The sequence below is a fragment of the Microbacterium xerophyticum genome, assembly GCF_053543555.1.
On sequence record NZ_JBLVOB010000007.1, the window covers coordinates 799,939 to 823,326 of the forward strand.

Genomic DNA, 23,388 nt, shown 5'->3' on the forward strand with positions numbered 1-23,388 from the left:
GCCGCTCCCCAGCGCCGCGATCGTCAACGCATTCGAGCTGATCCTGCTCATCGGCATCGTCGCAACGATCGCGTTCCAGGATCGGATCGCGGCCCGCCCCGCGCCCGGCCTCACGGGATCACGATGACCTTCCCCGCGATCCGACCCTCGGCCGCCTCCGCGTGCAGAGCCTGCAACTCGGTCAGCGGGATCCGGCGGGTGACCTCGAGATGCAGGGCGCCGCTGTCGACGAGTGAGACCAACTCGGCGAGCCGCTCGGTGTCGCTGCGGACGAACACGACGGCCGAGCGCACGTTCCGTTCGGCGTCGTCAGGCGCCGGCATCCAGGCGGTGGTGCTCACGACGACTCCACCCGATCGGACGAGGCTCACCAGGGCGGTGAACTCCGCCGGCTCGATGGGAGCGAGGTTGAGCAGAAGGTCGACCGGCTCGGAGACCGCATCGAGCACCTCGGCCTCGGTGCGGTCGATGATCTCGTCCGCACCCGCAGCTCGCACCGCGTCGACACTCCGCGGGCTCGCGGTCGCGATCACGTGCGCCCCGGCTCGCTTCGCCAGGGCGATGGCGTACTTTCCGACCACCCCGCCGGCGCCGACGATCAGCACCCGCTGACCGGCCTCGAGTCCTCCGTCGTCGGACAGCGCCTGCCACGCGGTGAGCGCGACCGAGGGCAGAGCCGCAGCATCCGCGAGCGGCACGCTGGTCGGTGCCGCGACGAGCACATCCGCGGGTGCGACGACGTACTCCGCCGCCCCGCCGTCCTCACCCATCGGCAGGAATCCGATCACCTCGTCCCCGATGGCGAACCCGTCGACTCCCTCGCCGATCGCATCGATCGTGCCCGACACGTCGTACCCCGGGACGTGCGGGAGCGTGAGTGGGATCGGCAGGAATCCTGCGCGCATGCCGTTGTCGGCTGCGCTGAACGCGGATGCCGCGACCCGCAGCCGCACCTGCCCCGCACCCGGCTCTGGTCGATCGATCTCGCCGTACTGGAGTACCTCTGGTCCGCCCACTTCGTGGAACCGCACTGCCTTCATGATCCTGTCCTCTCATTTCGAATGTGCTTCGAATTCGAAGCACATTGTGACAGTAGCACTGCTTCGAATTCGAAGCAACACGTATACTTGAAGCATGAGCACTCGCCCTCCCCAGCTCTCCTCCACCGAGCTCGCGGCCTACTTCGCCTTCACCGAGGTGAGCAGCCTTCTGCGGCATGCGGTGGAGAAGCAGTTGCGCGACGTCGGAAAGCTCAGCTACGTGCAGTTCCAGGTGCTCGCGCGGCTGAGAGACGCACCGAACGGCAGCCAGCGGATGACGGACCTCGCCGACGACCTCGTCTACAGCCGCAGCGGGCTGACGTACCAGGCCCAGTCGCTCGAGGAGCGCGGCCTGCTCACCCGAGCGCCCTCCCCCGAGGACGAACGCAGCACGATCGCCGCCATCACGGCTGAGGGACTCGAGGTGCTTGCGAAGGTGTTCCCCGGGCACATCGAAGTCGTCAAGAGTCTGCTGTTCGAGTCACTCGCCGGCGACGATGTCGAGGTGCTCGCCCGAGTGATGACGCAGGTCAGCGGTCACCTGCGCGCGAACCCTCCGCGGTCTGCGACGAGGCGGAGGAGCAGCAAGACGGCGTAGCGGCTTGCGGCGGGGAGACGTTCACGGTGCGCCGCACGGGACGTGACATACTCGCGAAGCACAAGGAGACGCCGCTCCTCGACCTCGCCGTCAACGCGGTGGACTGCTGATGCGCCCCGGCATCCTCGAAGGAGCTCACCATGCCCAACGCCCTCGTCACCGGCAGTTCCCGCGGCATCGGTCGCGCGATAGCGCAGAACTTCGCCCGCCGCGGTGATCGGGTCGCGGTGCACTACTCCAGCGATCGGGCAGCCGCGGAGCAGACGCTCGCATCACTCCACGGCACCGGGCACGCGATCGTCGGCGGCAATATCGGTACACCAGCAGGCAACCAGCAAGTCGTCGACGATGCGGTCGCCGCACTCGGATCGCTCGACATCCTGGTCAACAACGCCGCGGTCGCGCCGAACGCAGGCAACGCGCACCGGCCCGACTCGACCACATTCGAGCAGTGGCAAGAGGCTTGGATCCCGATGGTGGAGGTCAACCTGCTCGGGGCCGCGAACGTGACCCTGTTGTTCGCCCAGCACCTGATCGCCCGCGGATCCGGCGGCGCGATCGTGAACATCGGCTCGCGAGGTGCCTTCCGCGGCGAGCCCGATCACCCGGCCTACGCAGCGACGAAGGCCGGCTTGCAGGCACTCGGGCAGTCGATGGCGCTCGCGTTGGCCCCGCACGACATCGCGGTCGCCTCGGTGGCGCCCGGCATGATCGCGACCGAGCGTCAGGCCGAGATCCTCTCCGGCGCATCGGGCGACCGCATCAAGGAACAGAGTCCATTCGGTCGAGTGGGAACGCCGGACGAGGTCGCCGAAGCCGTCGCCTACCTCACATCGGGTTCGGCGACGTGGGCGTCAGGCACGATCCTCGACTTCAACGGGGCCTCTCACCTTCGATGAGCGACCTGAAGGATGCCGGCGGTCGCTCGCTGCAGCGCCCTATGCCTGCAGCACGGAATCCAGCAGCCCAGGGAACAGGGCGTCGAGATCGTCGCGCCGCAGCGTCAGCATCCGCCGGCGCCCGTTGGGCTCGTTGCGGATGACGCCGGCCTCGCGCAGCACCTTCATGAAGTGCGACTTGGTCGACTTCGGCAGGTTGGGATCGGTGGCATGGCAGGCGGCCATGTCGAGGGGGCCGTCGGCGAGCTGGCGCGCGATCGCGAGGCGCTCAGGGTCGCTGAGCGCGAAGAGAACGTCCGTCAGCTGGATGTCGGAGCGCTCCGGATGCGGGAGATCACCGGGCATGGTTCGATGATAGTTGAACAATTGAAGAAGGGCGAGTACGCTCCGATAGTTCGATGATTCTCGAACCGACAGAGTCTCGAACTCGAGGAGCACGCATGACCACGACCGAACCGATCACCATCCGGCAGACCAGCCCCGGCATCCCGTCGTACTCACGCTCCACCCGCACGCGCTTCGGATTCGCGCTGGCGGTCGTGGCGCAGATCCTGATGATGGCCGGCGCGAGCGCACCCTCGCCCTTCTATCCGGTCCTCGCCGAGCAGATCGGCTTCGCCCCGATCGTGATCACCGCCGTGTTCGCGGTCTACGCGATCGCGCTGCTGCTCACGCTGCTCACCGCCGGGTCGCTGTCCGATCACGTCGGCCGGCGTCCGGTCGCGATCGTCGGATTCGTCCTGCTCGCGGGCAGCATGCTGCTGTTCTCGCACGCGGACTCGGTCGCGCTGCTCTTCATGGCACGCATCATCCAGGGCATCGCGAGCGGGCTCCTGCTCTCTGCGCTCTCCGCCTCGGTGCTCGACCTCGCGCACCCGGCACGCCCCGCGACCGCGGCGCTGTGGAACGCGCTCGCCCCGGGCATCGGCCTCGCGACCGGTGCGCTCCTGTCCGGCGCCGCGCTCGACATCTTGGGCGAACCGCTGGTCGATGTGTTCGTACCGCTCACGGGTGCCTACTTCGTCCTCGCGGTGCTCTTCTTCTTCGCCCCCGAGACCGCCCCGAAGAAGCCGGGCGTCTGGGCCTCGCTGCAGTTCCGCCTCTCGATCCCGCCCGCGATCCGTGCAGACTTCTGGCGCGCCGCTCCCGCTGTCGTCGCGGGCTGGGCGACCGGCGGACTGTTCCTCTCCCTCGGAGCGAACATCGTGCACAACGAGCTCGGCGGCGTCGCGCACATCTGGCAGGGTCTCGGCCTCGCGATCCTCACCGGCGTCGGGGCGATCACGGCGTTCGTCCTCCGCCGCCGCTCACCGCGGACCATCACGATCTTCGGCACCGCCGCCCTCGCCGCCGGCACGGCGATGTCTCTCGGAGCCCTCGCCCTCGGCTCGCTCCCGGCCTACCTCATCGCCGCCGGCGTGACCGGGATGGGCTTCGGCACCGCGTTCTCGGGCGTGATCGCGTCGCTCGCACCGCGCATCCCGGCGACTGAGCGCGCCGACACGTTCGCGGTCATCTTCCTCCTTGCGTACCTCGCGTTCGGCGTGCCGGCCGTGATCGCAGGGATGCTGGTCGGCGTCGTGGGGCTCGGTGCGGTGTGCGTCGGCTACGGCGTGGTCGTCATCGCGCTCTCGGTGCTCGCGCTGGTGTTCCGGATGCGCAGCAGGAGCTGATCCCGCACTGGCATTCCGGGTGCGCAGCTGGGGTTGAGGACACGCTGGCGTTGGGTGCGCAGCAGGAGCTGAGGATGCCGCGGCCTCACCGCCCGCGCAGGAACTCCTCGACCTCGTCCGCGGTCGGAGCGGTCGTCGGCCCGCGGCGCGTGACCTTGATCGCCGCCGCGGCGTTCGCACGCCGGCACGCATCCACCCAGGTCGCACCTTCGGCGACGCCCGCCAGCAGCGCACCGGTGTGGGTGTCGCCGGCGCCGTTGGTGTCGACGGGAGTCTGCGGAAAGCCTGGCACGTAGGTGCTCTCGCCGTGCGCGTGCACCGCGCATCCTTCAGCTCCGTCGCGCACGATGGTGACGGCGCCGGCGCGCATGAGCGGGACCAGCGCGCGAGCGTGGGCCACGATCTCGCGTTCGGATGCGTCGGTCGAGTCCTCGACGGGCACAGCCAGCGCAGCCATCAGATCGGTCGCCTCCTCGGCATTGCCCGTCCACACGTCGGTGCGGGCGAGCATCGCGTCGCGCACGTCTGCCGGCAGCTCGGCGAAGGCCGCACCGGGGTCGAGGACGACGACAGCATCCTCGGGAAGCGTCTTCAACCACGCCAGCAGCGGATCGCGGGTCTGCGCGACGGCCAGCGAGTATCCGGTGACGCAGATGAGATCGCCGGGCTGCACGTCGGCGGTGGCGAGCGAGTCGACGGTGATCTCGCGCTCCGCGCCCAGCGTCGTGACGAACGTGCGCTCCGCGGAGGGCTCGATCAGCACGACGCACACCCCGGTGTCCTGCGTGGTCACCGGCGGGGCGGATGCGGCGATGCCGTCAGCATCCAGCGCTTCACGGATCAGATCGCCGTACGGACCGGTGCCGATCGCCCCGGCATGCAGGCAATCAGCGCCCAGCCGCGCCGCCGCGAGCAGCACGGTGACGGAGCCGCCCGCGTACTCGGCCACGGAGTCGGCCATCAGGTTCTGCCCCCGCGCGGGAAGGTCTGCCACTTCGATGACCAGGTCGACCAGGGCTTGTCCGGTGTGGATCACCCGTGGTCGGCGCGCATCCCGCGCGAGGAGATCATCGGTCTCGGCACGGCTGCGCATCCCGACAGCCTATCCATCAGGCGCCTCAGCCTGACTACGCCTACCTTGAGGTTTGAACGTCGCACTAAACGATCATTTGAGGATCACAAATGATCGCCAAAGGGGCATAGAGTTACATTATGGACCTGGCAATGTTCCAGAACACCGCCACAGGGTCGTTGGTGCCCATCTCGGCGTCTCTTACCCCCGCGCGAACAAGCTCGTGAGCCAACTGGTGGAACTCGGAATTCTGCGTCAGGTCTCAGGCGCTTCTTACGATCGACGCTTCGTCGCGCCACGGGTGCTTCAGACGCTGACTGCGGGAGAATCAGCGTAGTCTCGCTTCACCGCCCGACGAGCATCCCCCGCAGCTCCGCCGCCTCATCAGCCGGCATCGAGTACGAGTGCTCCGTCGCCGGATACGCTCCCGAACGCACGTCTTCGGCGTACGCCGCGACCCCGGCGACAGCATCCACCCGCAAGTCCGCGTAGCGCTTGACGAACTTCGCCGCACCGCCGTCGTACAGCCCGAGCAGGTCGTGGAAGACGAGTACCTGGCCGTCGGCATCCGCCCCGGCGCCGATCCCGATCACGGGGATTCGCATGAGCGGCTTGAGTGCGGCAGTCACCTCCGACGGCACGGCTTCGATGACGAGCAGCGAGCAACCGGCATCCTGCAGGGCCAGCGCGTCATCGATCACGGAACGCGCAGCTTCGGCAGTACGACCCTGCGCCCGGTAGCCGCCGAGAGCGGTGGCGGTCTGCGGGGTGAGCCCTACGTGACCGACGACCGGGATGCCGGCGGAGACGAGAGCACGCGCCCGATCGACCGAGGTGCCGCCGCGCTCGATCTTCACGAGGTCGCAGCCGGCCTCCTTGATGAAACGCTGCGCCGTGGCGATGGCGAGCGCATCGGATGCCTCGTACGATCCGAACGGCAGGTCACCGACGAGCAGCGGAACCGTCAGACCGCGCCGCACCGCGCGAGTGAGCATGAGCATCTCGTCGACCGTGACAGGCACGGTGCTGTCGTAGCCGAGCACCGTCATCGCACCCGAGTCGCCGACCAGCACGACGTCGACGCCGGCGGCCTCGACGATCTGCGCGCCGGGATGGTCGTAGGCGGTGACCATGACGATCGGCTCACCGACGCGCTTCTTCTCGACGAGACCCGCAAGAGTGACCCGCGTGCGCGTCGTCGCGTGCACGCTCATGCGCCTGCTCCGACCGAGGAAGAGGCCTCGGTCAGCAGCCGGTCCACGACGTCGTCGACCTGGATGATCCGGTTCGCCCGGTCGACGTGCACGACGACGGGCTCGTACGTCTCGAGGTCTTCACGCGAGTAGTCGGCGTAGGAGATGACGATGATGGTGTCACCGGAGTGCACGAGCCGGGCAGCGGCGCCGTTGACCTGGATGACACCGGATCCGCGTTCCCCGGCGATCGTGTACGTCTCGAAACGAGCGCCGTTGTCGACGTCGACCACGTGCACTTGCTCGTGCGCGAGGATGTCGGCGGCCTCGAGCAGATCGGGGTCGATCGTGATCGAGCCGACGTAGTTGAGGTCGCTGCCGGTGATGGTGGCGCGGTGGATCTTCGACTTCAGCATGGTGCGACGCATCAGGCGCTCCGTTTCAGCATGTGGTTGTCGATCAGTCGGGCAGCGCCCACACGGGCGGCGACGGCGAGCAGGGCGTCGCCTTCGACGCTCGTGACCGACCGCAGGCTCTCGGCGTCGCGGAGCTCGAGGTATTCGGGCGTGATGCCGGCCTCGTCGAGCACCCGGCTCGCGGCGGAGAGGATGCTGTCGCCGTCGCGCTCGCCCGACTCGTGCAGAGCCGCGGCGGCGTCGAGTGCACGGTTGAGTGCCGTGGCCTGCACGCGGGCGTCGGGGTCGAGGTAGACGTTGCGCGAGCTCATGGCGAGTCCGTCGGCTTCACGCACGATCGGGCACGCTTCGATACGCACGTCGAGGTCGAGGTCGCGCACGAGACGGCGGACGACGGCGATCTGCTGCGCATCCTTCTGCCCGAAGTACGCGACGTCGGGGCGGACGATGCCGAACAGCTTGGCGACGACGGTGGCGACGCCGTCGAAGTGATGCGGTCCGCGGGCCGCGCCGTCGAGCATCTCGGTGACGCCCGCGACGTGGATGCTGGTCGCGAAACCGTCGGGATAGATCTCGGCCGCATCGGGGGCGAAGAGGATGTCGACGCCTTCCTGCTCGGCGCGCGCGGCATCCGCCTGCTCGTCGCGGGGATAGCTGCCGAGGTCTTCGTTCGCACCGAACTGGGTCGGGTTGACGAACAGCGAGACGACGACGAGGTCGGCGTTCTTCCGCGCCTCGCGCATCAGCGAGACATGGCCGTCGTGGAAGGCGCCCATGGTCGGGACGAGACCCACTCTGTGACCGGCGCGCCTCGCGTTCTCGACGGCGGCACGCACTTCGGGGATCGTGCGGAGGATTCTCATGCCGCGGCCTTCTCGCGGGCGATCGCACGCGTGGCGGCGGCGAGCTCGTCGAAGAGACTCGTCAGCGCGGGGTCGGCTTCGTCGACGGCCGCGCGCTGGCGAGCGATCGTGACCTCGTCGCCGCGGGCGATCGGTCCGGTCAGGGATGCTGCCGCGCCCCCGCGCTGCCAGTTGTCGACCGTGCGGCGGAGGAGCGGAGCGAGGAGGTCGCGCGCCTCGTCGGACGAGATGCCGGCGGATGCCGCGAGCTGCTCCGCCGCGTCGAGCACGGTGAGGACGAAGTTCGAGGCGAACGACGCGGCCGCGTGATAACCGGCACGGTCGGCGTCGTCGATCTCGAACGGTCTGGCGCCGAGGGTGCGTGCGAGCTGCGCGGCCAGACGCTGATCGTCGAGGGTGCGACCGGAGATCGCGGCGCCGATGCCGTGGAACACGTCAGGGGACTCGGCACCCGTGAACGTCTGCAGCGGATGCACGCTGAAGTCGACATCATCGAGCGGGGTGGCGCCCGAGACGTGACCGATGCGGGTCGCCGTCCGTCGAGCCGAGGCGGCGGCGTCGAGGATGGCCGAGTCCGGGACGCAGAGGATCGCGATGTCCGCGTCTGGGACTTCATCACCGCGTCCGAGCGGACCGTGGACGACGAGGCCCTGCGCGCGGAGCGCCCGCGCGAGCACGCCACCGAGGCGGCCGGCGCCGATGATGGCGATGGTCGTCTCGGGCGCGAGAGTGACGGAAGATGTCATGGTGGTTCGGGGCCGGGATCGGACGGCTCAGATGCCACGAGTATCCGCCCGCTCGGCGTGTCGCACCAAATCCAGATGCAATACGCACACCCTAGCGCCACTTCTGGTGGGCTATCTGCGCACGAACAACGCAATCGGCATTACGTATTGATCTCGGCGCCTTCCGGCGCGAAGAGCGAGCTCAGCGCACGAGACAGGGCCGTTTGCTGTCGAACGTCCAGTCCTTCACGAGGTACTGCATCCCGATGGCGTCGTCGCGCGCGCCGAGCCCGTGCTCGACGTACAGCTCGTGCGCCTCGGCCAGACGTGCACGATCGAGCGTCACCCCGAGCCCTGGCTGTTCGGGCACGCGCACCGCTCCGTCGCGGATCTGCGGCGCGTCGACGGTCAGCTGCTGACCGTCCTGCCAGATCCAATGCGTGTCCAGCGCCGTGATCTCGCCAGGCGCCGCCGCGCCCACCTGAGTGAACATCGCCAGAGAGATGTCGAAGTGGTTGTTCGAGTGCGAACCCCACGTGAGGTCGAAGTCGTCGCAGAGCTGCGCCACCCTGACCGAACCGGCCATGGTCCAGAAGTGCGGGTCCGCGAGGGGGATGTCCACGGCATCCGATCGGATCGCGTGCGCCATCTCGCGCCAGTCGGTCGCGATCATGTTCGTCGCCGTGCGCAGTCCGGTGCGCCGACGGAACTCCGCCATCACCTCACGCCCCGAGAACCGCCCCTCCGCACCGCACGGATCCTCGGCGTACGCGAGCACATCCCGCAGGCGATGCCCGATGCGCACGGCATCCTCCAGCAGCCACGCCCCGTTCGGGTCGAGTGTGACGCGCGCCTCGGGGAACCGCTGCGCGAGAGCGGTGACGACGTCCGCCTCGACCTCGGCGTCGAGCACTCCGCCCTTCAGCTTGAAGTCGGCGAAGCCGTAGCGCCGCTGCGCCGCCTCGGCCAGACGCACGACGCCGTCCGCGGTCATCGCCTCTTCGCGCCGCACGCTCTCCCACGATCCGGCGTCGCCTCCCTCCCGCAGATACGGCAGATCGGTGCGATCCGGATCGCCGACGAAGAACAGATAGCCGAGCATCGGCACGCTCTCGCGCTGCTGACCGTCGCCGAGCAGCTCAGCGACCGGAACCCCGAGGTGCTGGGCGTGCAGGTCGAGCAGCGCCGACTCGATCCCGGTGACGGCGTGCACCGTCGTGCGCAGATCGAACGTCTGCAGCCCGCGCCCTCCGGCGTCGCGGTCGGCGAACCGCGTCGCGACCGCCCGCAGCAGCGAGCGGTACCGGCCGACGGGCTGCCCCGCGAGCATCTCCCCCGCCTCCGCGATCGTCGAACGGATCGACTCACCACCGGGAACCTCGCCCAGGCCCTCTCGCCCGTCCGAATCCGTCGCGATCACGATGTTCCGCGTGAAGAACGGCCCGTGAGCGCCGGAGAGGTTCAGCAGCATCGAGTCGTGCCCGGCGACCGGGACGACCTCGATCCGCTCGACGGTGGGAACGGTCATGCCGGCGCCTCGCCGCGCCCGTCGATCAGTCGAGGGACGTTCCACGGGTTCGCATCGCGCAGCGGCTCCGGCAGCAGTTCGTCGGGGATGTTCTGATACGCCACCGGGCGCAGGAAGCGCTCGATCGCCAGGGTTCCCACACTCGTCGAACGCGAGTCGCTCGTCGCAGGGAACGGACCGCCGTGCACCATCGCGTGCCCGACCTCCACACCTGTCGGCCAGCCGCCGGCGAGGATGCGCCCGACCCTGCGCTCGAGCACGGGCAGCAGCGCGGCGGCGAGCTCGTGATCGGCCGGGGACAGCTGCAGCGTCGCGGTCAGCTGGCCCTCCAGCTGCGATGCGGCCTCGACCAGCTCGGCGGCATCTCCGTAGCGCACCACCAGCGACGCGGCGCCGAAGATCTCGTCGTGCAGCACGTGGTTCTCCTCGAACGAGGAGATGTCGGCAGTGTGGATCACCGGCGCCGGAGCGTGCGGTCCATCGCCGTCCGCCCCTCGTGCGAGCACCGCCGCATTGGCGTCGCGCGTGGCGACGCCGTCACGCCACGCGGCGGCGATGCTCGGCGAGAGCATGGTCTGCCCTGTCGACTCGAGCACCGCACCCGAGACGGCGCGCACGAACTCGTCGCCCTTGTCGCCGCGCGGCACGAACACGATCCCGGGCTGCGTGCACAGCTGCCCGCTCGACCCCGTCGCGCTCTGCACGTATCCGGAGGCGAGCGCCGCGATGTCGCCGTCGAGCGCCCCGGGCAGGATGAACACCGGGTTGACCGAGCTCATCTCGGCGTACACCGGGATCGGCACCGGCCGCTCCTGCGCCGTGCGTACGAGCGCGAGTCCGCCTTCCCTGGAACCGGTGAACCCGACGGCATGGATGCCGGGATCGGCGACGAGCGCCTGGCCGACGCTGCGTCCAGGTCCGAAGATGTGCGAGAACACTCCAGGATGCAGTCCGTTCGCCTCGATCGCCCGTGCGATCGCGGACGCGACGAGCTCGCTCGTGCCGGGGTGCGAGCTGTGCGCCTTGAAGACGACAGGGCAGCCTGCGGCGAGCGCGGAGGCCGTGTCTCCGCCCGCGGTCGAGAACGCGAACGGGAAGTTCGACGCCCCGAACACCGCCACCGGCCCGAGCGGGATCTTGCGCTGGCGGATGTCGAGTCGCGGCATCGGCGTGCGATCCGGCTGAGCGGGATCGATCCGCACTCCGCGATACCGCCCTGCGCGCACGACGTCGGCGAACAGGCGCAGCTGTCCGGTCGTCCGCGCCCGCTCTCCGACCAGACGCGCCTGCGGCAGCCCGGTCTCCCGCATCGCCCGCTCGATCAGCGGGTCGCCGATCGCCTCGATCTCGTCGGCGACAGACTCGAGGAACGCGGCGTGCGCCTCCGGGTCCAGACGCGAGAACGACTCGAACGCCTCGGCCGCGGCGGCCGTCGCCTCACGCAGCTGCTCGACGTCGATCTGCGAGTACGGCGGCTCGAGCTGCTCGTTCGTGTCCGGCGCGATGGCGTGCAGCGCCGTGCCTGTGCCTGGCACGGAACGTCCGGCGATCGAAGAATGGCCGGTGAGGACGACGGCGGTCATGTCACACTCCTTGAGTCAGCGATGCGTCTATGAAGGGATAGCAGGGATCAGGCCGGAACCGAGGCGCGCACTCCGGCGCGCTCGATCAGCGCCAGCAGGTCGGCGTCGTCCTGCTCCGAGAGGTCGTGCAGAGGCGGACGCACCGGCCCGACACCGCGTCCGGTCACCCGCAGCCCCGCCTTGACGATGGACACGCCGAAGCCGCGCCCGCGGTCGCGGATCGCGAGGTACGGCAAGACGAAACGGCCGAGCTTCTCGGTGACGGCGGCGCGGTCCTGCGCCCGCACGTCACGGTAGAACTCGAGCGCGAACTCTGGGACGAAGTTGAACATCGCCGAGGAGTACGTGCTCATGCCCATCTGCAGCAGGGGCAGCGCATAGGTCTCGGCGGTCGGAAGGCCGCCCAGGTAGAACAACCGCTCGCCGTTGCGCACGTAGACCGACGCGAGGTGCTCGATGTCGGCTGTCGCGTCCTTGAAGCCGATCACGTTCTCGTGGCGGTCGGCGAGGATCGCCATGGTCTCGGCCGAGTAGATCGCGTTGCCGCGGTTGTAGACGATGATCGCGAGGCGCGTCGCGGCGGCGATCGCCGAGACGTGCTCGACGAGGCCCGCCTGGTCGCACTCGGTCAGGTACGGCGGCAGCACGAGGAGGCCCTCTGCGCCGGCCTCCTCGGCGGCACGGGCGTTCGCGATCGCATTGCGGGTCCAGCCGCCGGCCGATGCGAGCACCGGCACCTCTGGCCGCGTCGACTCCACCGCCGCGCGGACGACTAGGGCCGACTCGGCCGGGTCGAGACTGAAGCCCTCGCCCGTGCCGCCCGCTGCGAAGAGGCCGGCGACGCCGAAGCCGGCCTGCCACTCCACGTGCTCGCGGTAGCGCTTCTCGTCGAACTCGAGGTCGGGCGTGAACGCCGTCGCGGGGAAGGAGAGGAGACCATCGCGAAGGTGGTCGGCCAGCTCGGTGGGCGTGAATCGTGCCACGGTGCACTCCTGGGGTTTCTCGCCGGGGTCCGGCTGGGGTTGCTGCCGGTGACCGGCGGGGATCTGAACAATGGTCACGCTAGGCGTGAAACGATGCGCTTACAAACCAAATGGTGGATAGATCAATGCACCGACTGCATCAACGTGCGGAAGTCTCCGGCACGGGCGTGAGCAGGGGCTCGCCGGCGAGGTACGCCCGCAGGTTCGCGAGCGTCAGATCCCGCATGTCCTGGCGGGTCTCGTGCGTACCGCTGCCCACGTGCGGCAGCAGCGTGACGTCGTCGCGGATCAACTGCTCCGGCACATGCGGCTCGTTCGCGAACACGTCGAGACCCGCTCCCGCGATCTCTCCGGCCTCCAGTGCGGCGATCAGCGCATCCTCGTCGACGACCGAGCCCCGTGCGATGTTCACGAGGAACCCGTCCGATCCGAGGGCGCGCAGCACCTCGGCATCCACGAGGTTCACGGTCGACGGCCCTCCGGGAACGGCGACCACGAGGACGTCGGATCGCCGCGCGAGATCGACGGCGGATGCCACGTGCTCCCACGGCACGCCCTCGACGGGGCGGCGGGTCGTGTACAGGATCGTCGTGTCGAAGGCGGCGGCACGCCGGGCGATCGCCTGCCCGATGCGACCGAGCCCGAGCACGCCGACCGTGCTGCCCGAGAAGCGGCGGGTCAGCGGGAACCCGCCCGACTCCCATCTGCCGTCACGGAGGAACCTCTCGGACGCCCCGAACCTGCGGAACACGTCGAGCATGAGGCCGAGCGCGGTGTCGGCGACGCAATCGGTGAGCACGTCAGGTGTGTTGGTCACCCTGATGCCTCTGGCAGCCGCCTGCGCGACATCGGTGGTGTCGTACCCCACTCCGAAGTTCGTCACGATCTCGAGGTGGGGAAGCGCCGCCATGAGCTCGGCCGGAACACCGAAGCGGCCGCTGGTGACGACGGCCCGCACCCTCGCGGCATCCGCCGGATCGAGGTTCGCGACGTCGTCGGGAAGACGCACCGCGTCGTACTCGTCGCGGATGGTCTGCTCGAGGGATCCGAGCAGAGGACCGGCCTGGGCGACAGTGCCGGGTGCGACCGACGGAGCATGTGAGGGAAGGTTCGTCATGGCGTGAGACTACGACTCGCGAACGATGCGCGTCCAAAAGCGAACTTGCATGGATTGATGCGCGTGCTGTATTCATGGGGGAAGAACGGCGGAATCACGCGGGTCGCATCGCGCTCGGCGCAGACAGCCAGGCACCGAGGTCCGATGACACCGGCCGATGCACCCGACGCATCGGTTGACGCCCGTGAAGCGCTCTGCGACATTCACAACGAGCCGTCAGCCATTCGGGGCCGCGGCCGTCCCCTACCTGGAGGAACCGATGAAGCTTTCTTCCCCCCGACGCACAGCCTCCCGAGCGTCGGCCGTCGCCGCCGGAATCGCGTCGATCGCACTGCTCGCATCCTGCTCGGTCGCGAACTCGGAGTCGCAAGGCGGCGGCGAGGGCGGCACGGATGAGACCCTCCGCGTCGTGCTCACGCAGGAGCCGCCGACACTCGAGGCGTGCGACGCGAACCTCACCTCGACGGGTGTGGTCGTGCGCAGCACGGTCACCGAGCCCCTCGTCGAGCGCAACCCGTCCACCGGTGACCTCGAGCCGCTGCTCGCCACCGAATGGGAGCAGACGGGCGACAACGAATGGACCTTCGCGATCCGCGAGGGCGTGACCTTCCAGGACGGCACGCCGTTCGACGCCGAGGCGGCCGCCTACTCGATCGATCGCGCCGTGAACGGCGACCTCGGCTGCAACGTCGAGGGCTACATCTTCGGTGACGACGACCTCGAGGTCGAGGCCACCGACGCCACCACGCTCACCGTGACCACCCCGAACCCCGACCCGATCCTTCCGCTGAAGCTCTCGTTCATCGAGATCGTCTCGCCCGAGACCTCCAACACCGAGTTCGTGCGCGAGCCGATCGGCACCGGGCCCTACGCGATCGGCGAGTGGCAGGCCGGCACGAAGCTGACTCTCGACCGCAACGACGGCTACTGGGGCGACGCTCCCGAGTTCTCGTCGGTCGAGTACCAGTGGCGCTCCGAGGGCACTGTCCGCGCGGCGATGATCACCAGCGGCGAGGCCGACATCGCCCTCGGGCTCAGCGCCGAGGACGGCATCGGCGATCTCGGCGTGAGCTACCCGAACAACGAGACGATCGCGCTGCGCTTCTCCGGCCAGACCGCACCGCTCGACGACATCCGCATCCGCCAGGCGATCAACTACGCCATCGACCGCGAGGGCATCGTGTCGTCGCTGTACCCCGATGGCGACAAGGTCGCAGCGCAGCTGATCCCCGAGGGCATCGTCGGATTCAACGCCGACCTCGAGCCGTGGCCATTCGACGTCGAGAAGGCGAAGTCGCTCGTCGAGGAGGCGAAGGCCGACGGCGTTCCCGTCGACACGCAGATCATCATGCCGGTGCGCACCGCGCAGTTCCCCAAGGTCAGCGAACTCGGTGAAGTGCTGCGCGAGCAGCTCGCCGCGATCGGCCTGAACGTCGAACTTCGCATGGTCGACACCACGCAGCACCTGCAGTACCAGCTGAGCCCGTTCGTGACGAACGAGGGTCCGATCGCGATGCTCGTGCAGCACGGCAACCAGGCGGGTGACGCGCAGTTCACTGTCGAGCAGTACATGCTCACGGGCGGTGCGCAGGCCGAGTTCGGAGACCCGGGTCTGGACGAGCTCATCAACACGGCTCGCACCCTGACCGGCGAAGAGCGCCAGGCCGCGTACGAGGAGGCGTTCGCCTTCGAGCGCGAGAACGTCGTCGCCCTCGCACCGATCGCCCACCAGACCGTCATGCTCGGACTCGCCGACCGGGTGACGTACGAGCCCAACTCGTCCACCGGTGACGAGCTGCGCATCAAGGAGGTGCTCGCGGGCTGACCGCGAGCGAGAGTGAGGAAGGCGGGCGACCATGTGGACCTACCTGAGAAGACGGATCCTGCAGAGCGCATTGCCGCTGATCGCAGTCGTACTGGGTGTCTTCGTGCTCGCCCGCCTCACCGGAGATCCGTCGAAGCTGTATCTGCCGCTGAACGCGACCGATCAGATGCGCGAGGACTTCGCGGCAAGGAACGGATTCGACAAGCCGATCTGGGAGCAGATGGGCGACTACTTCCTCGGAGTGCTGCGGCTCGACTTCGGTGAGTCGCTGCGCACCGGAGAGCCCGCCGCCGAGATGGCCCTGCGCGCCTTCCCCGCCACGCTCCAGCTCGCCGCGGTGACCATGGTGCTGGCGATCATCGTCGCCGTCGTGCTGGGCAGCTGGGCATCGCTGAAGCCCAACGGCATCGCCGACCGGATCGTGAGCTTCTTCTCGATGACGGCGGCGAGCGTGCCGGACTTCTGGATCGCGATCCTCGGCATCTGGATCTTCGCGATCACGCTGGGCTGGCTCCCCACCTCGGGCACCTCCGGCCCGCTCGTGTGGATCCTGCCGATCGCGACACTCATGCTGCGACCGGTCGGCGTGCTCGCCCAGGTCGTGCGCGGGTCGATGGTGACGGTGCTCGGACAGCCCTACATCAAGGTCGCCCGCAGTCGTGGTGCCGGCGAGATGCACATCGTCACCAAGCACGCACTGCGCAATGCCGCCGCGCCCGCCCTCACCGTCGCCGGTGACCTCGCCGTCGGCCTCGTCAACGGCGCGGTCGTCGTCGAGTCGATCTTCGGTTGGCCCGGCATCGGCAAGCTCATGATCGACTCGATCCTGCAGCGCGACTTCGCCGTCCTGCAGGCCGCCGTTCTGATCACCGCACTGGCGATCTTCGCCCTGAACATCATCATCGACCTCGGCTACGCACTGCTCGATCCTCGCGTGCGCCCGGCGGCCGGCACCCGTGCCCGCCGTCGAGGGCCAGGGGCGATCTCCGACACGAAGGCAGAGGCACTGACGAATGTCTGACGACAACGCATCCACCGTCACCGTCCTCACGCAGAAGGCGCGCAAGACCCGCGGGACGGGCCGTGCGAATCTCTGGCAGCTGCTGCTGAAGGACAAGGTCGCCACGGCCGCCGCGATCGTGCTGGCCTTCATCATCCTCACGGCGATCATCGGCCCGACGCTGTTCGGCGATCTCGCGCAGCGTCAGGATCTCGGCGCCCGCAACATGCCGCCGTTCAGCATGCATCTCGGCTGGGAGTACATCCTCGGCAGCGACTCGCTGGGTCGCAGCCTGCTCGCCCGCATCATCGCCGCCGGCGGCACGACGCTCGGCGTGGCCGGCGCGGCCGTGCTCGTCTCGGCCGTCGTCGGATCGATCTGGGGCATGTGGGCCGGATTCCACCGCGGATGGCGCGAAGCGGTCTCGATGCGCATCGCCGATGTCATCATGAGCTTCCCGTCGCTGCTGCTGGCCGTCGTGATCCTCTACGTGTTCAACCCGAGCGCGGCGAACATCGTGCTCGTGCTGGCGATCACCCGCATCCCGCTCTACCTGCGCACCGCTCGCGCCGAGGCCGCCGAGCTGCGTTCACGCATGTTCGTCGACGCCGCGACGAACTTCGGCGCCAAGCAGGGCGCGATCGTCTTCCGGCACATCGTCCCGAACGTGCTGCCGACGCTCGTCACGCTCGCGACTCTCGAGTTCTGCTATGTGATGCTGGCCGAGTCGTCGCTGAGCTTCCTCGGCATCGGCATCCAGCCGCCGGACGTCAGCTGGGGCCTGATGGTCGCCCAGGGCCGTCAGTACCTCGCCGAGGCGTGGTGGCAGTCGGTGCTCCCCGGCCTCGCGATCGTGATCACCACGGTCGCCGCGAACGTCCTCGCCGCCTGGCTGCGTCTCGCGACCGATCCCGGTCAGCGCTGGCGCCTGCAGACGAAGAAGCGGCGCCGACTGATCGGTTCCGTCGTCCCCCAGCGCTGAGCATCCGGTGACGCCCCTCGAGTTCGCACTGCTGGCGCTGGTCATCCTCGCCGCCGCCTGCCTGCAGGGCTCGATCGGGTTCGGCATGGGGATGCTGGCGGCGCCGTTCATCGCGCTCATCGACGCGACCCTGCTGCCGGTGCTCGTGATCGTGCTCGCCATGGTCGTGACCCTGATCGTCGTCGTGCTCGATCGCGCCTCACTCGACCTGCGCGGTGCCGGTTGGGCGCTCGCCGGTCGCGTGCCGGGCAGCGTGGTGGGTGCGGGCCTGCTGACGATCATGTCGACGGCCGTGCTGTCGTGGGCGGTCGCCGCGGTGGTGCTGCTGGGCGTGCTCGTGTCGCTGCGCGGCTGGCACCCCAGGGTGACGCGGTCGACGCAGGCCCTGGCCGGCGCGCTGTCGGGCGTCATGGGCACCACCACCTCGGTGGGCGGCGCGCCGATGGCGATCGTGTGGCAGGGCTCGGACGGGCCGAGGCTGCGCGGCACGATGTCGGCGTTCTTCCTCGTCGGATCGTCGCTGTCGCTGGTCGCCCTGTTCCTCTGGGGTGCGGTGCCGCCCCACGCCGTCCTCACCGCGGCATGGATGATGCCGTTCGCCATCGCCGGCGTGGCGCTGTCGCGTTTCGTCAACCGCTTCCTCAACCGCCGCCGCACCAGGGCGATCGCGCTCGGCGCCTCTGCGCTCGGCGCGCTGACGTTGATCGCCACCCGCCTGTTCGGCATGGGGTGACGCCGACGCCGCTGTCCGCTCAGCGCACCTGCCGCTCCAGGGGAAGTCCGGCGTCGAGCAGGTCGATGTTCCGCACGATGTCGGCGGCGCGCGCCGTGAACACCTCACGTGCGTGGCCGGAGAAGTGCGGCGTCAGCACGACACGGTCGAGCGATGCGAAACGGTGCACCACGGGTGGAGCCTCGGTGCCCTGCGGTGCATCCCACCACACGTCGATCGCCGCGCCCCCGATACGGCCGGCGGCGAGCGCGTTGTGAAGCGCGTCCTCGTCGATCAGCGCGCCCCGGGCGACGTTGATGATCAGGGCGTCGGGATGCAGCTGGTCGAGCGCTTCGGCATCGATCAGGCCCCTGGTGGCCTCGGTCAGCGGCGCGGTGACGACCACGACGTCGCTCTCGGCGAGGAGCGGATGCAACCGGTCCTCGCCGTACACGCGGTCGAGCAGTTCGGTGCCGGTGCCCGAGGCGTCCGGATGCCGTCGCACGGCGATCACGCGCATCCCGAAGGCCTTCGCGAGGTGGGCGACGGATCGCCCGATCTCGCCGTAGCCGATGAGCCCGATGGTGCTGCCGGCGAGCGCGCGGTGATACGGCGTGCCCGGTGCCGTGGCGACGGTGCGCCACTGCCCGGTTCGCATCTGCGCGTCGACCTCGAGCACGCGGCGGCGCATCATGAGCGCGGTCATCAGCACGTGCTCGGCGATCGCAGGGCCGTGGTGACCGGTGTTGCAGACGGCGGCCGTCGGCACCTGATCGAGATCGATCCGGTCGATGCCGGCGCCCGTCGCGTGCACGAGCCGCACACGGCCGCCTCCGGCCACGTCATCGCCCGTGAGCTGCGAGCACACGATCACGTCGGCGCCGTCGATGGCGGCTCGGACGGAACCGGCGACAGCGGGATCCGCGAAGGTCCAGTCGTGGGGACGCTGCGTGCGGCGCAGCTCGTCGGCGAACGCCGAGATGATCGGATCCGTGACGGCGATCCGCAGCAGGGCATTCACCAGCGCGGGCTTTCCAGGACGAACCCCGCATCGACGCGTTGCATGTAGCCGGTGTCGTCGCGTTCGCGGATGCCGCCGTCGAGGTACTGGCGATGCAGGCGCTCGAGCGCCTCGGTGTCGATCTCGACCCCGAGGCCTGGCGCGGTCGGCACCGAGAGCGCACCGCCGGTGAACGACAGCGCGCCTGGCACGATGACGTCCTCGTCCTCGCGCTTCCACGGCCAGTGCGTGTCGCATGCGTAGTCGAGGCCGGGAGTCGCGGCGGCGAGATGGGTCATGGCCGCGAGGCTGATGCCGAGGTGCGAGTTGGAGTGCATCGACAGGCCCCAGCCGAGGGTCTCGGCGAAGCCGGCGAGAAGGCGCGAGCGCTCGAGCCCTCCCCAGAAGTGGTGGTCGGACAGCACGATGTCGATCGAACCCAGGCGCACGGCATCCGCGATGTGCGAGAACGCGACGACGCACATGTTGGTGGCCAGCGGCAGCTCGGTGCCGCGGCGCACCTCGGCCATGCCCTCGAGCCCGGGGGTGGGGTCTTCGAGGTACTCGAGCACGTCCTTCAGGGCGTCCGCGACGCGCAGCGAGGTCTCGACGGTCCATGCGCCGTTCGGGTCGATGCGCAGCGGGTGATCGGGGAACTCCTCGCGCAGAGCGAGCACGGCGGCGATCTCCTGGTCGGGCGGGAGCACGCCGCCCTTGAGCTTGAGCGCCGTGAAGCCGTATCCGTCGACGATGTTCCGCGCCTGCGCGACGATGCCGTCAGGCGTGAGCGCCTCTCCCCATTCGTCGGATGCCGCGTCGGGGTGACCAGCCCACTTGTAGAAGAGGTAGCCGCTGAAGGGCACGGCATCCCGCACCCGCCCGCCCAGCAGTTCGCTGACAGGCACGCCCAGAACCTTGCCGCGGATGTCGAGCGCCGCCACGTCGAACGGCGACAGGACCCGGTCACCGGTGCTCGTTCCCGTGACCATGCCCGACATGCCGTGCCCGCCCTGCACGCCGTCGCCGGCGACGCCGCGTTCGACCCGTGCCCGCAGCTCGTTGGTCGCGAACACGTCGCAGCCGAGCACGGCGTCAGCGGCGGCACGCAGACGCTGCAGGTGCGCGCTGTCGCCGTAGGTCTCGCCGAGTCCGCGCACGCCGGATTCGGTGGTGACCTGCACGATCGCGCGGAGCGCGAGGGGCTCGTGCACGCCGACGGTGTTGAGCAGCGGAGGATCCTGGAAGGCGACCGGCGTGATGCGGATCGACCGCACGGCGTTCTCCGCCAGCCGGGTGGACGCGGGGACAGACAGCAGGATCTCTTCGGGCATCGCGCCTCCGTTGGTGGGACTGCTCCGACACTAAGGTGGGGACGGATGCGCAGACAAACCAAATTGCGCACTGACTGATGTCAGGAGTGGATCGATGATCTCACTGGTGCAACTCGAGTGCTTCATCGCGGTCGCCGAGGAACTGCATTTCGGTGCCGCCGCGACGCGGCTCAAGATGACGCAGCCGCCGCTGAGCCGGCAGATCCAGCAGCTCGAGCGCGAGCTGTCGACGCGACTGTTCGACCGGACCAGCCGCCGGGTCGCCCTGACGCAGGCGGGGCGGGCTCTGCTCCCGAACGCGCGGCGGCTGATCGACCTCGCGGCGAAGGCGGTGTCGGATGTGCGCTCCGTCGGACAGGGCGCGGCGGGCACCATCACGATCGCCTACACGGCGATGGCGGGACAGGCCGTCGTGCCCGATCTGCTGCGCCGGGCCTCCGCCGAACTGCCGGGGGTCACGCTGCTGCTGCGCGAGCTCGTCTCGCTGGATCAGATGGAAGAGCTCGAGAAGGGCACGGTCGATGTCGGGCTGATGCGTCCGCTGCTCGCGCGGCCGCAGATCAGCAGCCGCCCGGTGTATCGCGAACGGCTCGCCGTGGCGGTGTCGAGCGACTCGGAGCTGGCGCAGCGCGAGGAGCCGTTGAAGCTCATCGATCTCAAGGACGAGCGGCTGCTCATGTACTCGCCGAGCGTCGCGCGGTACTTCCACGACCTGCTGCTCTCGATGTTCGTGGCGAGCGGTGTGCATCCGCACATCGTGCAGTACGCGGGACAGGTGCCCGCGCTGCTCGCCATGGTGAGTGCGGGCCTCGGGTTCAGCCTGGTGCCGGAGTCCGCCGAGCGGATCGCCCCCGACACCGTGACGCTGCTGCCGATCAGCGACACCGATCCCTCGTCGCGCGTGAACAGCGTCGAGCTCGACATCGCGTGGAACTCCGAGTCGCACAATCCTCTGGTCGAGCGGTTGCTGGCCCTGGTCGAAGACGTCGACGACGAGGAGTGATCCATGCAGCGAGCGCATTGCCCAATGCTCATGTAGTGCTTGATCCGGATGAATCGACCCGCATAGCGTGAAGGAAAACGACCGTGCTCGACGAGGAGGACGCATGCTGCAGGACGACGTCGCCGCGACTGTCGATGAGCCCGCTCGGCACACCGAGTCGGGCGATCCCATCGAGCGTGAAGAGCCCGCCGCGCAGCATCCGTCTCCTGTGCAGGACGACATCCTGCGCGTCGACGACCTGCGCGTGGCGTACCGGATCGGCGACCGCGAGGTCGACGCCGTACGCGGAGTGAGCCTGAGCGTGAAGCGCGGCGAGGTCGTCGCGATCGTGGGCGAGTCCGGATCGGGCAAGAGCACGATCGCGCAGGCGATCATGAACCTCCTCGCACCGAACGCCGAGGTCACCGGCGGGCGCATCGAGTTCGACGGCGAAGACCTGCTTCCGCTGAGCGAACGGCGCTGGCGCGGCATCCGCGGCCGGCTGATGGGGCTGGTCCCGCAGGATCCGGCGCTCTCACTGAACCCCGTGCGCCGCGTCGGCGTGCAGGTCGCGGAGCCGCTGATCGTGCACGGGCTCGCGTCGAAGCACGACGCCGCGGATCGCGCGGTCGAGCTGCTCGAGATGGCGGGGCTGACCTATCCGGCCGAGCGGGCGAAGCAGTACCCGCATCAGTTCTCCGGCGGCATGAAGCAGCGCGCACTCATCGCAGGAGCACTCGCGGCGCAGCCGAGCCTGATCATCGCCGACGAGCCGACGAGCGCTCTCGACGTGACGGTGCAGAAGCAGATCCTCGACCACCTCGGGCACCTGACCCGCGAACTCGGCACGGCGATCCTGCTCATCACGCACGACCTGGGAATGGCGGCCGAGCGCGCCGACAGGGTCGTCGTGATGAAGCACGGCGAGATCGTGGATGCCGGACCAGCTGCGAAGGTGATGAACACGCCGACGCACGAGTACACCCGCAAGCTCATCGCCGCTGCTCCTCGGCTGAGCGCGCATGCGCGTCGGACGGCAGACACCCAGGCGCGCATCGAGTTCGGCGGAGAGCCGATCGTGCGCGTGACGGAGCTGACCAAGGTCTTCTCGCTGCCGAAGGGCGAGGGCGGACGCCGTTCGCTCACGGCCGTCGATGCCGTGTCGCTCGCCGTGCGACGCGGCGAGACGCTCGCGGTCGTGGGCGAGTCGGGGTCGGGCAAGAGCACGCTCGCGCGGCTCGTGCTGCGCCTGGACGAGCCGACCTCTGGCGCGATCTCGTTCGCGGGCGAGGACATCACGCACACCAAGGGCGAGAAGCTGCGTCAGCTGCGTCGGCGGTTCCAGATGGTCTATCAGAGCCCGTTCGACTCGCTGAACCCGCGGATGACGATCGAGCAGCTCATCACCGAGCCGCTGCTGTCGTTCGGCGAGGGGGACCGGTCGTCACGCTCGAAGCGGGCCGTCGAGCTCTCCGAGCAGGTGGCGCTTCCCGACGGGATGCTGGACCGCTACCCCGATGAGCTGTCGGGCGGCCAGCGACAGCGGGTGGCGATCGCCCGCGCGCTCGCCCTCGACCCCGAGTTCATCGTGCTCGACGAGGCGGTGTCGGCGCTGGACGTGTCGGTGCAGGCGCAGATCCTGCAATTGCTGGACGAGCTGCAGCGCGAACGCGAGCTCAGCTACCTCTTCATCACCCACGACCTCGGCGTCGTCGCCGAGACCGCCGACCGCGTCGCCGTGCTCAAGCACGGCGAACTCGTGGAGTGCGGCGACGCCGCGCAGATCTTCACGAATCCGCAGCAGGAGTACACCCGGATGCTGATCGAGGCCGTCCCGGCGTTCAGCGCGTGACGCTCTGCGGCGGG

The 23,388-nt window shown here is 69.2% G+C and carries 22 protein-coding genes; 9 read left to right on the forward strand and 13 right to left on the reverse strand.

Translation table 11 applies throughout. The features are described 5' to 3' along the window. Positions 1–110 precede the first annotated feature (110 nt). Positions 111–1,040 (reverse strand): NADP-dependent oxidoreductase, encoded by a 930-nt coding sequence (locus ACNPNP_RS15395; protein ID WP_448966898.1) that lies wholly within the window; start codon positions 1,038–1,040, stop codon positions 111–113. Between the two features lie 94 nt (positions 1,041–1,134). Here ACNPNP_RS15395 and ACNPNP_RS15400 point away from each other — a divergent pair, with 94 nt between their 5' ends. Then, entirely contained in the window at positions 1,135–1,638 is a 504-nt protein-coding gene (locus ACNPNP_RS15400; RefSeq protein ID WP_448966899.1) for a MarR family winged helix-turn-helix transcriptional regulator, read from the forward strand. Between the two features lie 140 nt (positions 1,639–1,778). Then, on the forward strand, positions 1,779–2,537 hold the full coding sequence (locus ACNPNP_RS15405; protein ID WP_448966900.1) for an SDR family NAD(P)-dependent oxidoreductase: 759 nt from the start codon (positions 1,779–1,781) through the stop codon (positions 2,535–2,537). A 39-nt stretch (positions 2,538–2,576) separates the two neighbouring features. On the opposite strand, the gene ACNPNP_RS15410 is transcribed toward ACNPNP_RS15405, so the two are convergent. Then, the gene (locus ACNPNP_RS15410) at positions 2,577–2,882 is read right to left on the reverse strand and encodes an ArsR/SmtB family transcription factor (RefSeq protein WP_448966901.1); all 306 of its coding nucleotides are present in this window, start codon (positions 2,880–2,882) and stop codon (positions 2,577–2,579) included. 95 nt (positions 2,883–2,977) lie between these two features. On the opposite strand from ACNPNP_RS15410, the gene ACNPNP_RS15415 reads away from it, so the two are divergent. Continuing rightward, positions 2,978–4,210, forward strand: a complete 1,233-nt coding sequence (locus ACNPNP_RS15415) for an MFS transporter (RefSeq protein WP_448966902.1) — start codon at positions 2,978–2,980, stop codon at positions 4,208–4,210. Between the two features lie 85 nt (positions 4,211–4,295). Here the strand turns inward: ACNPNP_RS15415 and ACNPNP_RS15420 are convergent, their stop codons facing one another. From ACNPNP_RS15420 to ACNPNP_RS15460, 9 genes are all read right to left on the reverse strand, one after another. Then, a complete protein-coding gene (locus tag ACNPNP_RS15420) occupies positions 4,296–5,303 on the reverse strand; it encodes a PfkB family carbohydrate kinase (RefSeq protein WP_448966903.1) in 1,008 nt (335 codons plus the stop codon). A gap of 323 nt (positions 5,304–5,626) precedes the next feature. Beyond that, entirely contained in the window at positions 5,627–6,496 is an 870-nt protein-coding gene (gene panB, locus ACNPNP_RS15425; protein ID WP_448966904.1) for a 3-methyl-2-oxobutanoate hydroxymethyltransferase, read from the reverse strand. After that, positions 6,493–6,903 (reverse strand): aspartate 1-decarboxylase, encoded by a 411-nt coding sequence (gene panD, locus ACNPNP_RS15430; protein ID WP_448966905.1) that lies wholly within the window; start codon positions 6,901–6,903, stop codon positions 6,493–6,495. Before panD ends, panB begins: the two co-directional genes overlap by 4 nt. Further along, positions 6,903–7,754 (reverse strand): pantoate--beta-alanine ligase, encoded by an 852-nt coding sequence (panC, locus tag ACNPNP_RS15435; protein ID WP_448966906.1) that lies wholly within the window; start codon positions 7,752–7,754, stop codon positions 6,903–6,905. The genes panD and panC overlap by 1 nt, the downstream gene beginning before the upstream one ends. Then, positions 7,751–8,500: a Rossmann-like and DUF2520 domain-containing protein gene (locus tag ACNPNP_RS15440; protein WP_448966907.1), complete on the reverse strand. Its 750-nt coding sequence runs from the start codon at positions 8,498–8,500 to the stop codon at positions 7,751–7,753. Before ACNPNP_RS15440 ends, panC begins: the two co-directional genes overlap by 4 nt. Before the next feature lie 181 nt (positions 8,501–8,681). Then, positions 8,682–10,007: an enolase C-terminal domain-like protein gene (locus tag ACNPNP_RS15445; protein WP_448966908.1), complete on the reverse strand. Its 1,326-nt coding sequence runs from the start codon at positions 10,005–10,007 to the stop codon at positions 8,682–8,684. Then, positions 10,004–11,590 (reverse strand): aldehyde dehydrogenase (NADP(+)), encoded by a 1,587-nt coding sequence (locus ACNPNP_RS15450; protein WP_448966909.1) that lies wholly within the window; start codon positions 11,588–11,590, stop codon positions 10,004–10,006. The genes ACNPNP_RS15445 and ACNPNP_RS15450 overlap by 4 nt, the downstream gene beginning before the upstream one ends. 47 nt (positions 11,591–11,637) lie before the next feature. Beyond that, a complete protein-coding gene (locus ACNPNP_RS15455) occupies positions 11,638–12,573 on the reverse strand; it encodes a 5-dehydro-4-deoxyglucarate dehydratase (protein WP_448966910.1) in 936 nt (311 codons plus the stop codon). A 139-nt stretch (positions 12,574–12,712) separates the two neighbouring features. Beyond that, on the reverse strand, positions 12,713–13,690 hold the full coding sequence (locus ACNPNP_RS15460) for a 2-hydroxyacid dehydrogenase (protein ID WP_448966911.1): 978 nt from the start codon (positions 13,688–13,690) through the stop codon (positions 12,713–12,715). A gap of 259 nt (positions 13,691–13,949) precedes the next feature. Here ACNPNP_RS15460 and ACNPNP_RS15465 point away from each other — a divergent pair, with 259 nt between their 5' ends. From ACNPNP_RS15465 to ACNPNP_RS15480, 4 genes are read left to right on the forward strand one after another with little or no spacing between them, the layout of a single operon-like run. Next, positions 13,950–15,515 carry an ABC transporter substrate-binding protein gene (locus ACNPNP_RS15465; RefSeq protein ID WP_448966912.1) on the forward strand — a complete coding sequence of 522 codons (1,566 nt, stop codon included), beginning with the start codon at positions 13,950–13,952 and terminating at the stop codon, positions 15,513–15,515. Between the two features lie 31 nt (positions 15,516–15,546). Further along, a complete protein-coding gene (locus tag ACNPNP_RS15470) occupies positions 15,547–16,536 on the forward strand; it encodes an ABC transporter permease (protein WP_448966913.1) in 990 nt (329 codons plus the stop codon). Next, positions 16,529–17,497 carry an ABC transporter permease gene (locus ACNPNP_RS15475; RefSeq protein ID WP_448966914.1) on the forward strand — a complete coding sequence of 323 codons (969 nt, stop codon included), beginning with the start codon at positions 16,529–16,531 and terminating at the stop codon, positions 17,495–17,497. Before ACNPNP_RS15470 ends, ACNPNP_RS15475 begins: the two co-directional genes overlap by 8 nt. A gap of 7 nt (positions 17,498–17,504) precedes the next feature. Beyond that, positions 17,505–18,230 (forward strand): sulfite exporter TauE/SafE family protein, encoded by a 726-nt coding sequence (locus ACNPNP_RS15480; protein ID WP_448966915.1) that lies wholly within the window; start codon positions 17,505–17,507, stop codon positions 18,228–18,230. 19 nt (positions 18,231–18,249) lie between these two features. On the opposite strand, the gene ACNPNP_RS15485 is transcribed toward ACNPNP_RS15480, so the two are convergent. Further along, complete coding sequence (locus tag ACNPNP_RS15485; protein ID WP_448966916.1) at positions 18,250–19,230, reverse strand: 2-hydroxyacid dehydrogenase; 981 nt, start codon at positions 19,228–19,230, stop codon at positions 18,250–18,252. Continuing rightward, positions 19,227–20,540: a glucarate dehydratase family protein gene (locus tag ACNPNP_RS15490; protein ID WP_448966917.1), complete on the reverse strand. Its 1,314-nt coding sequence runs from the start codon at positions 20,538–20,540 to the stop codon at positions 19,227–19,229. The genes ACNPNP_RS15485 and ACNPNP_RS15490 overlap by 4 nt, the downstream gene beginning before the upstream one ends. A 94-nt stretch (positions 20,541–20,634) precedes the next feature. On the opposite strand from ACNPNP_RS15490, the gene ACNPNP_RS15495 reads away from it, so the two are divergent. Beyond that, positions 20,635–21,543, forward strand: a complete 909-nt coding sequence (locus ACNPNP_RS15495) for a LysR family transcriptional regulator (RefSeq protein ID WP_448966918.1) — start codon at positions 20,635–20,637, stop codon at positions 21,541–21,543. A gap of 103 nt (positions 21,544–21,646) precedes the next feature. Next, positions 21,647–23,374, forward strand: coding sequence for a dipeptide ABC transporter ATP-binding protein (locus ACNPNP_RS15500; RefSeq protein ID WP_448966919.1), 1,728 nt, complete (start codon positions 21,647–21,649; stop codon positions 23,372–23,374). Positions 23,375–23,388 lie beyond the last annotated feature (14 nt).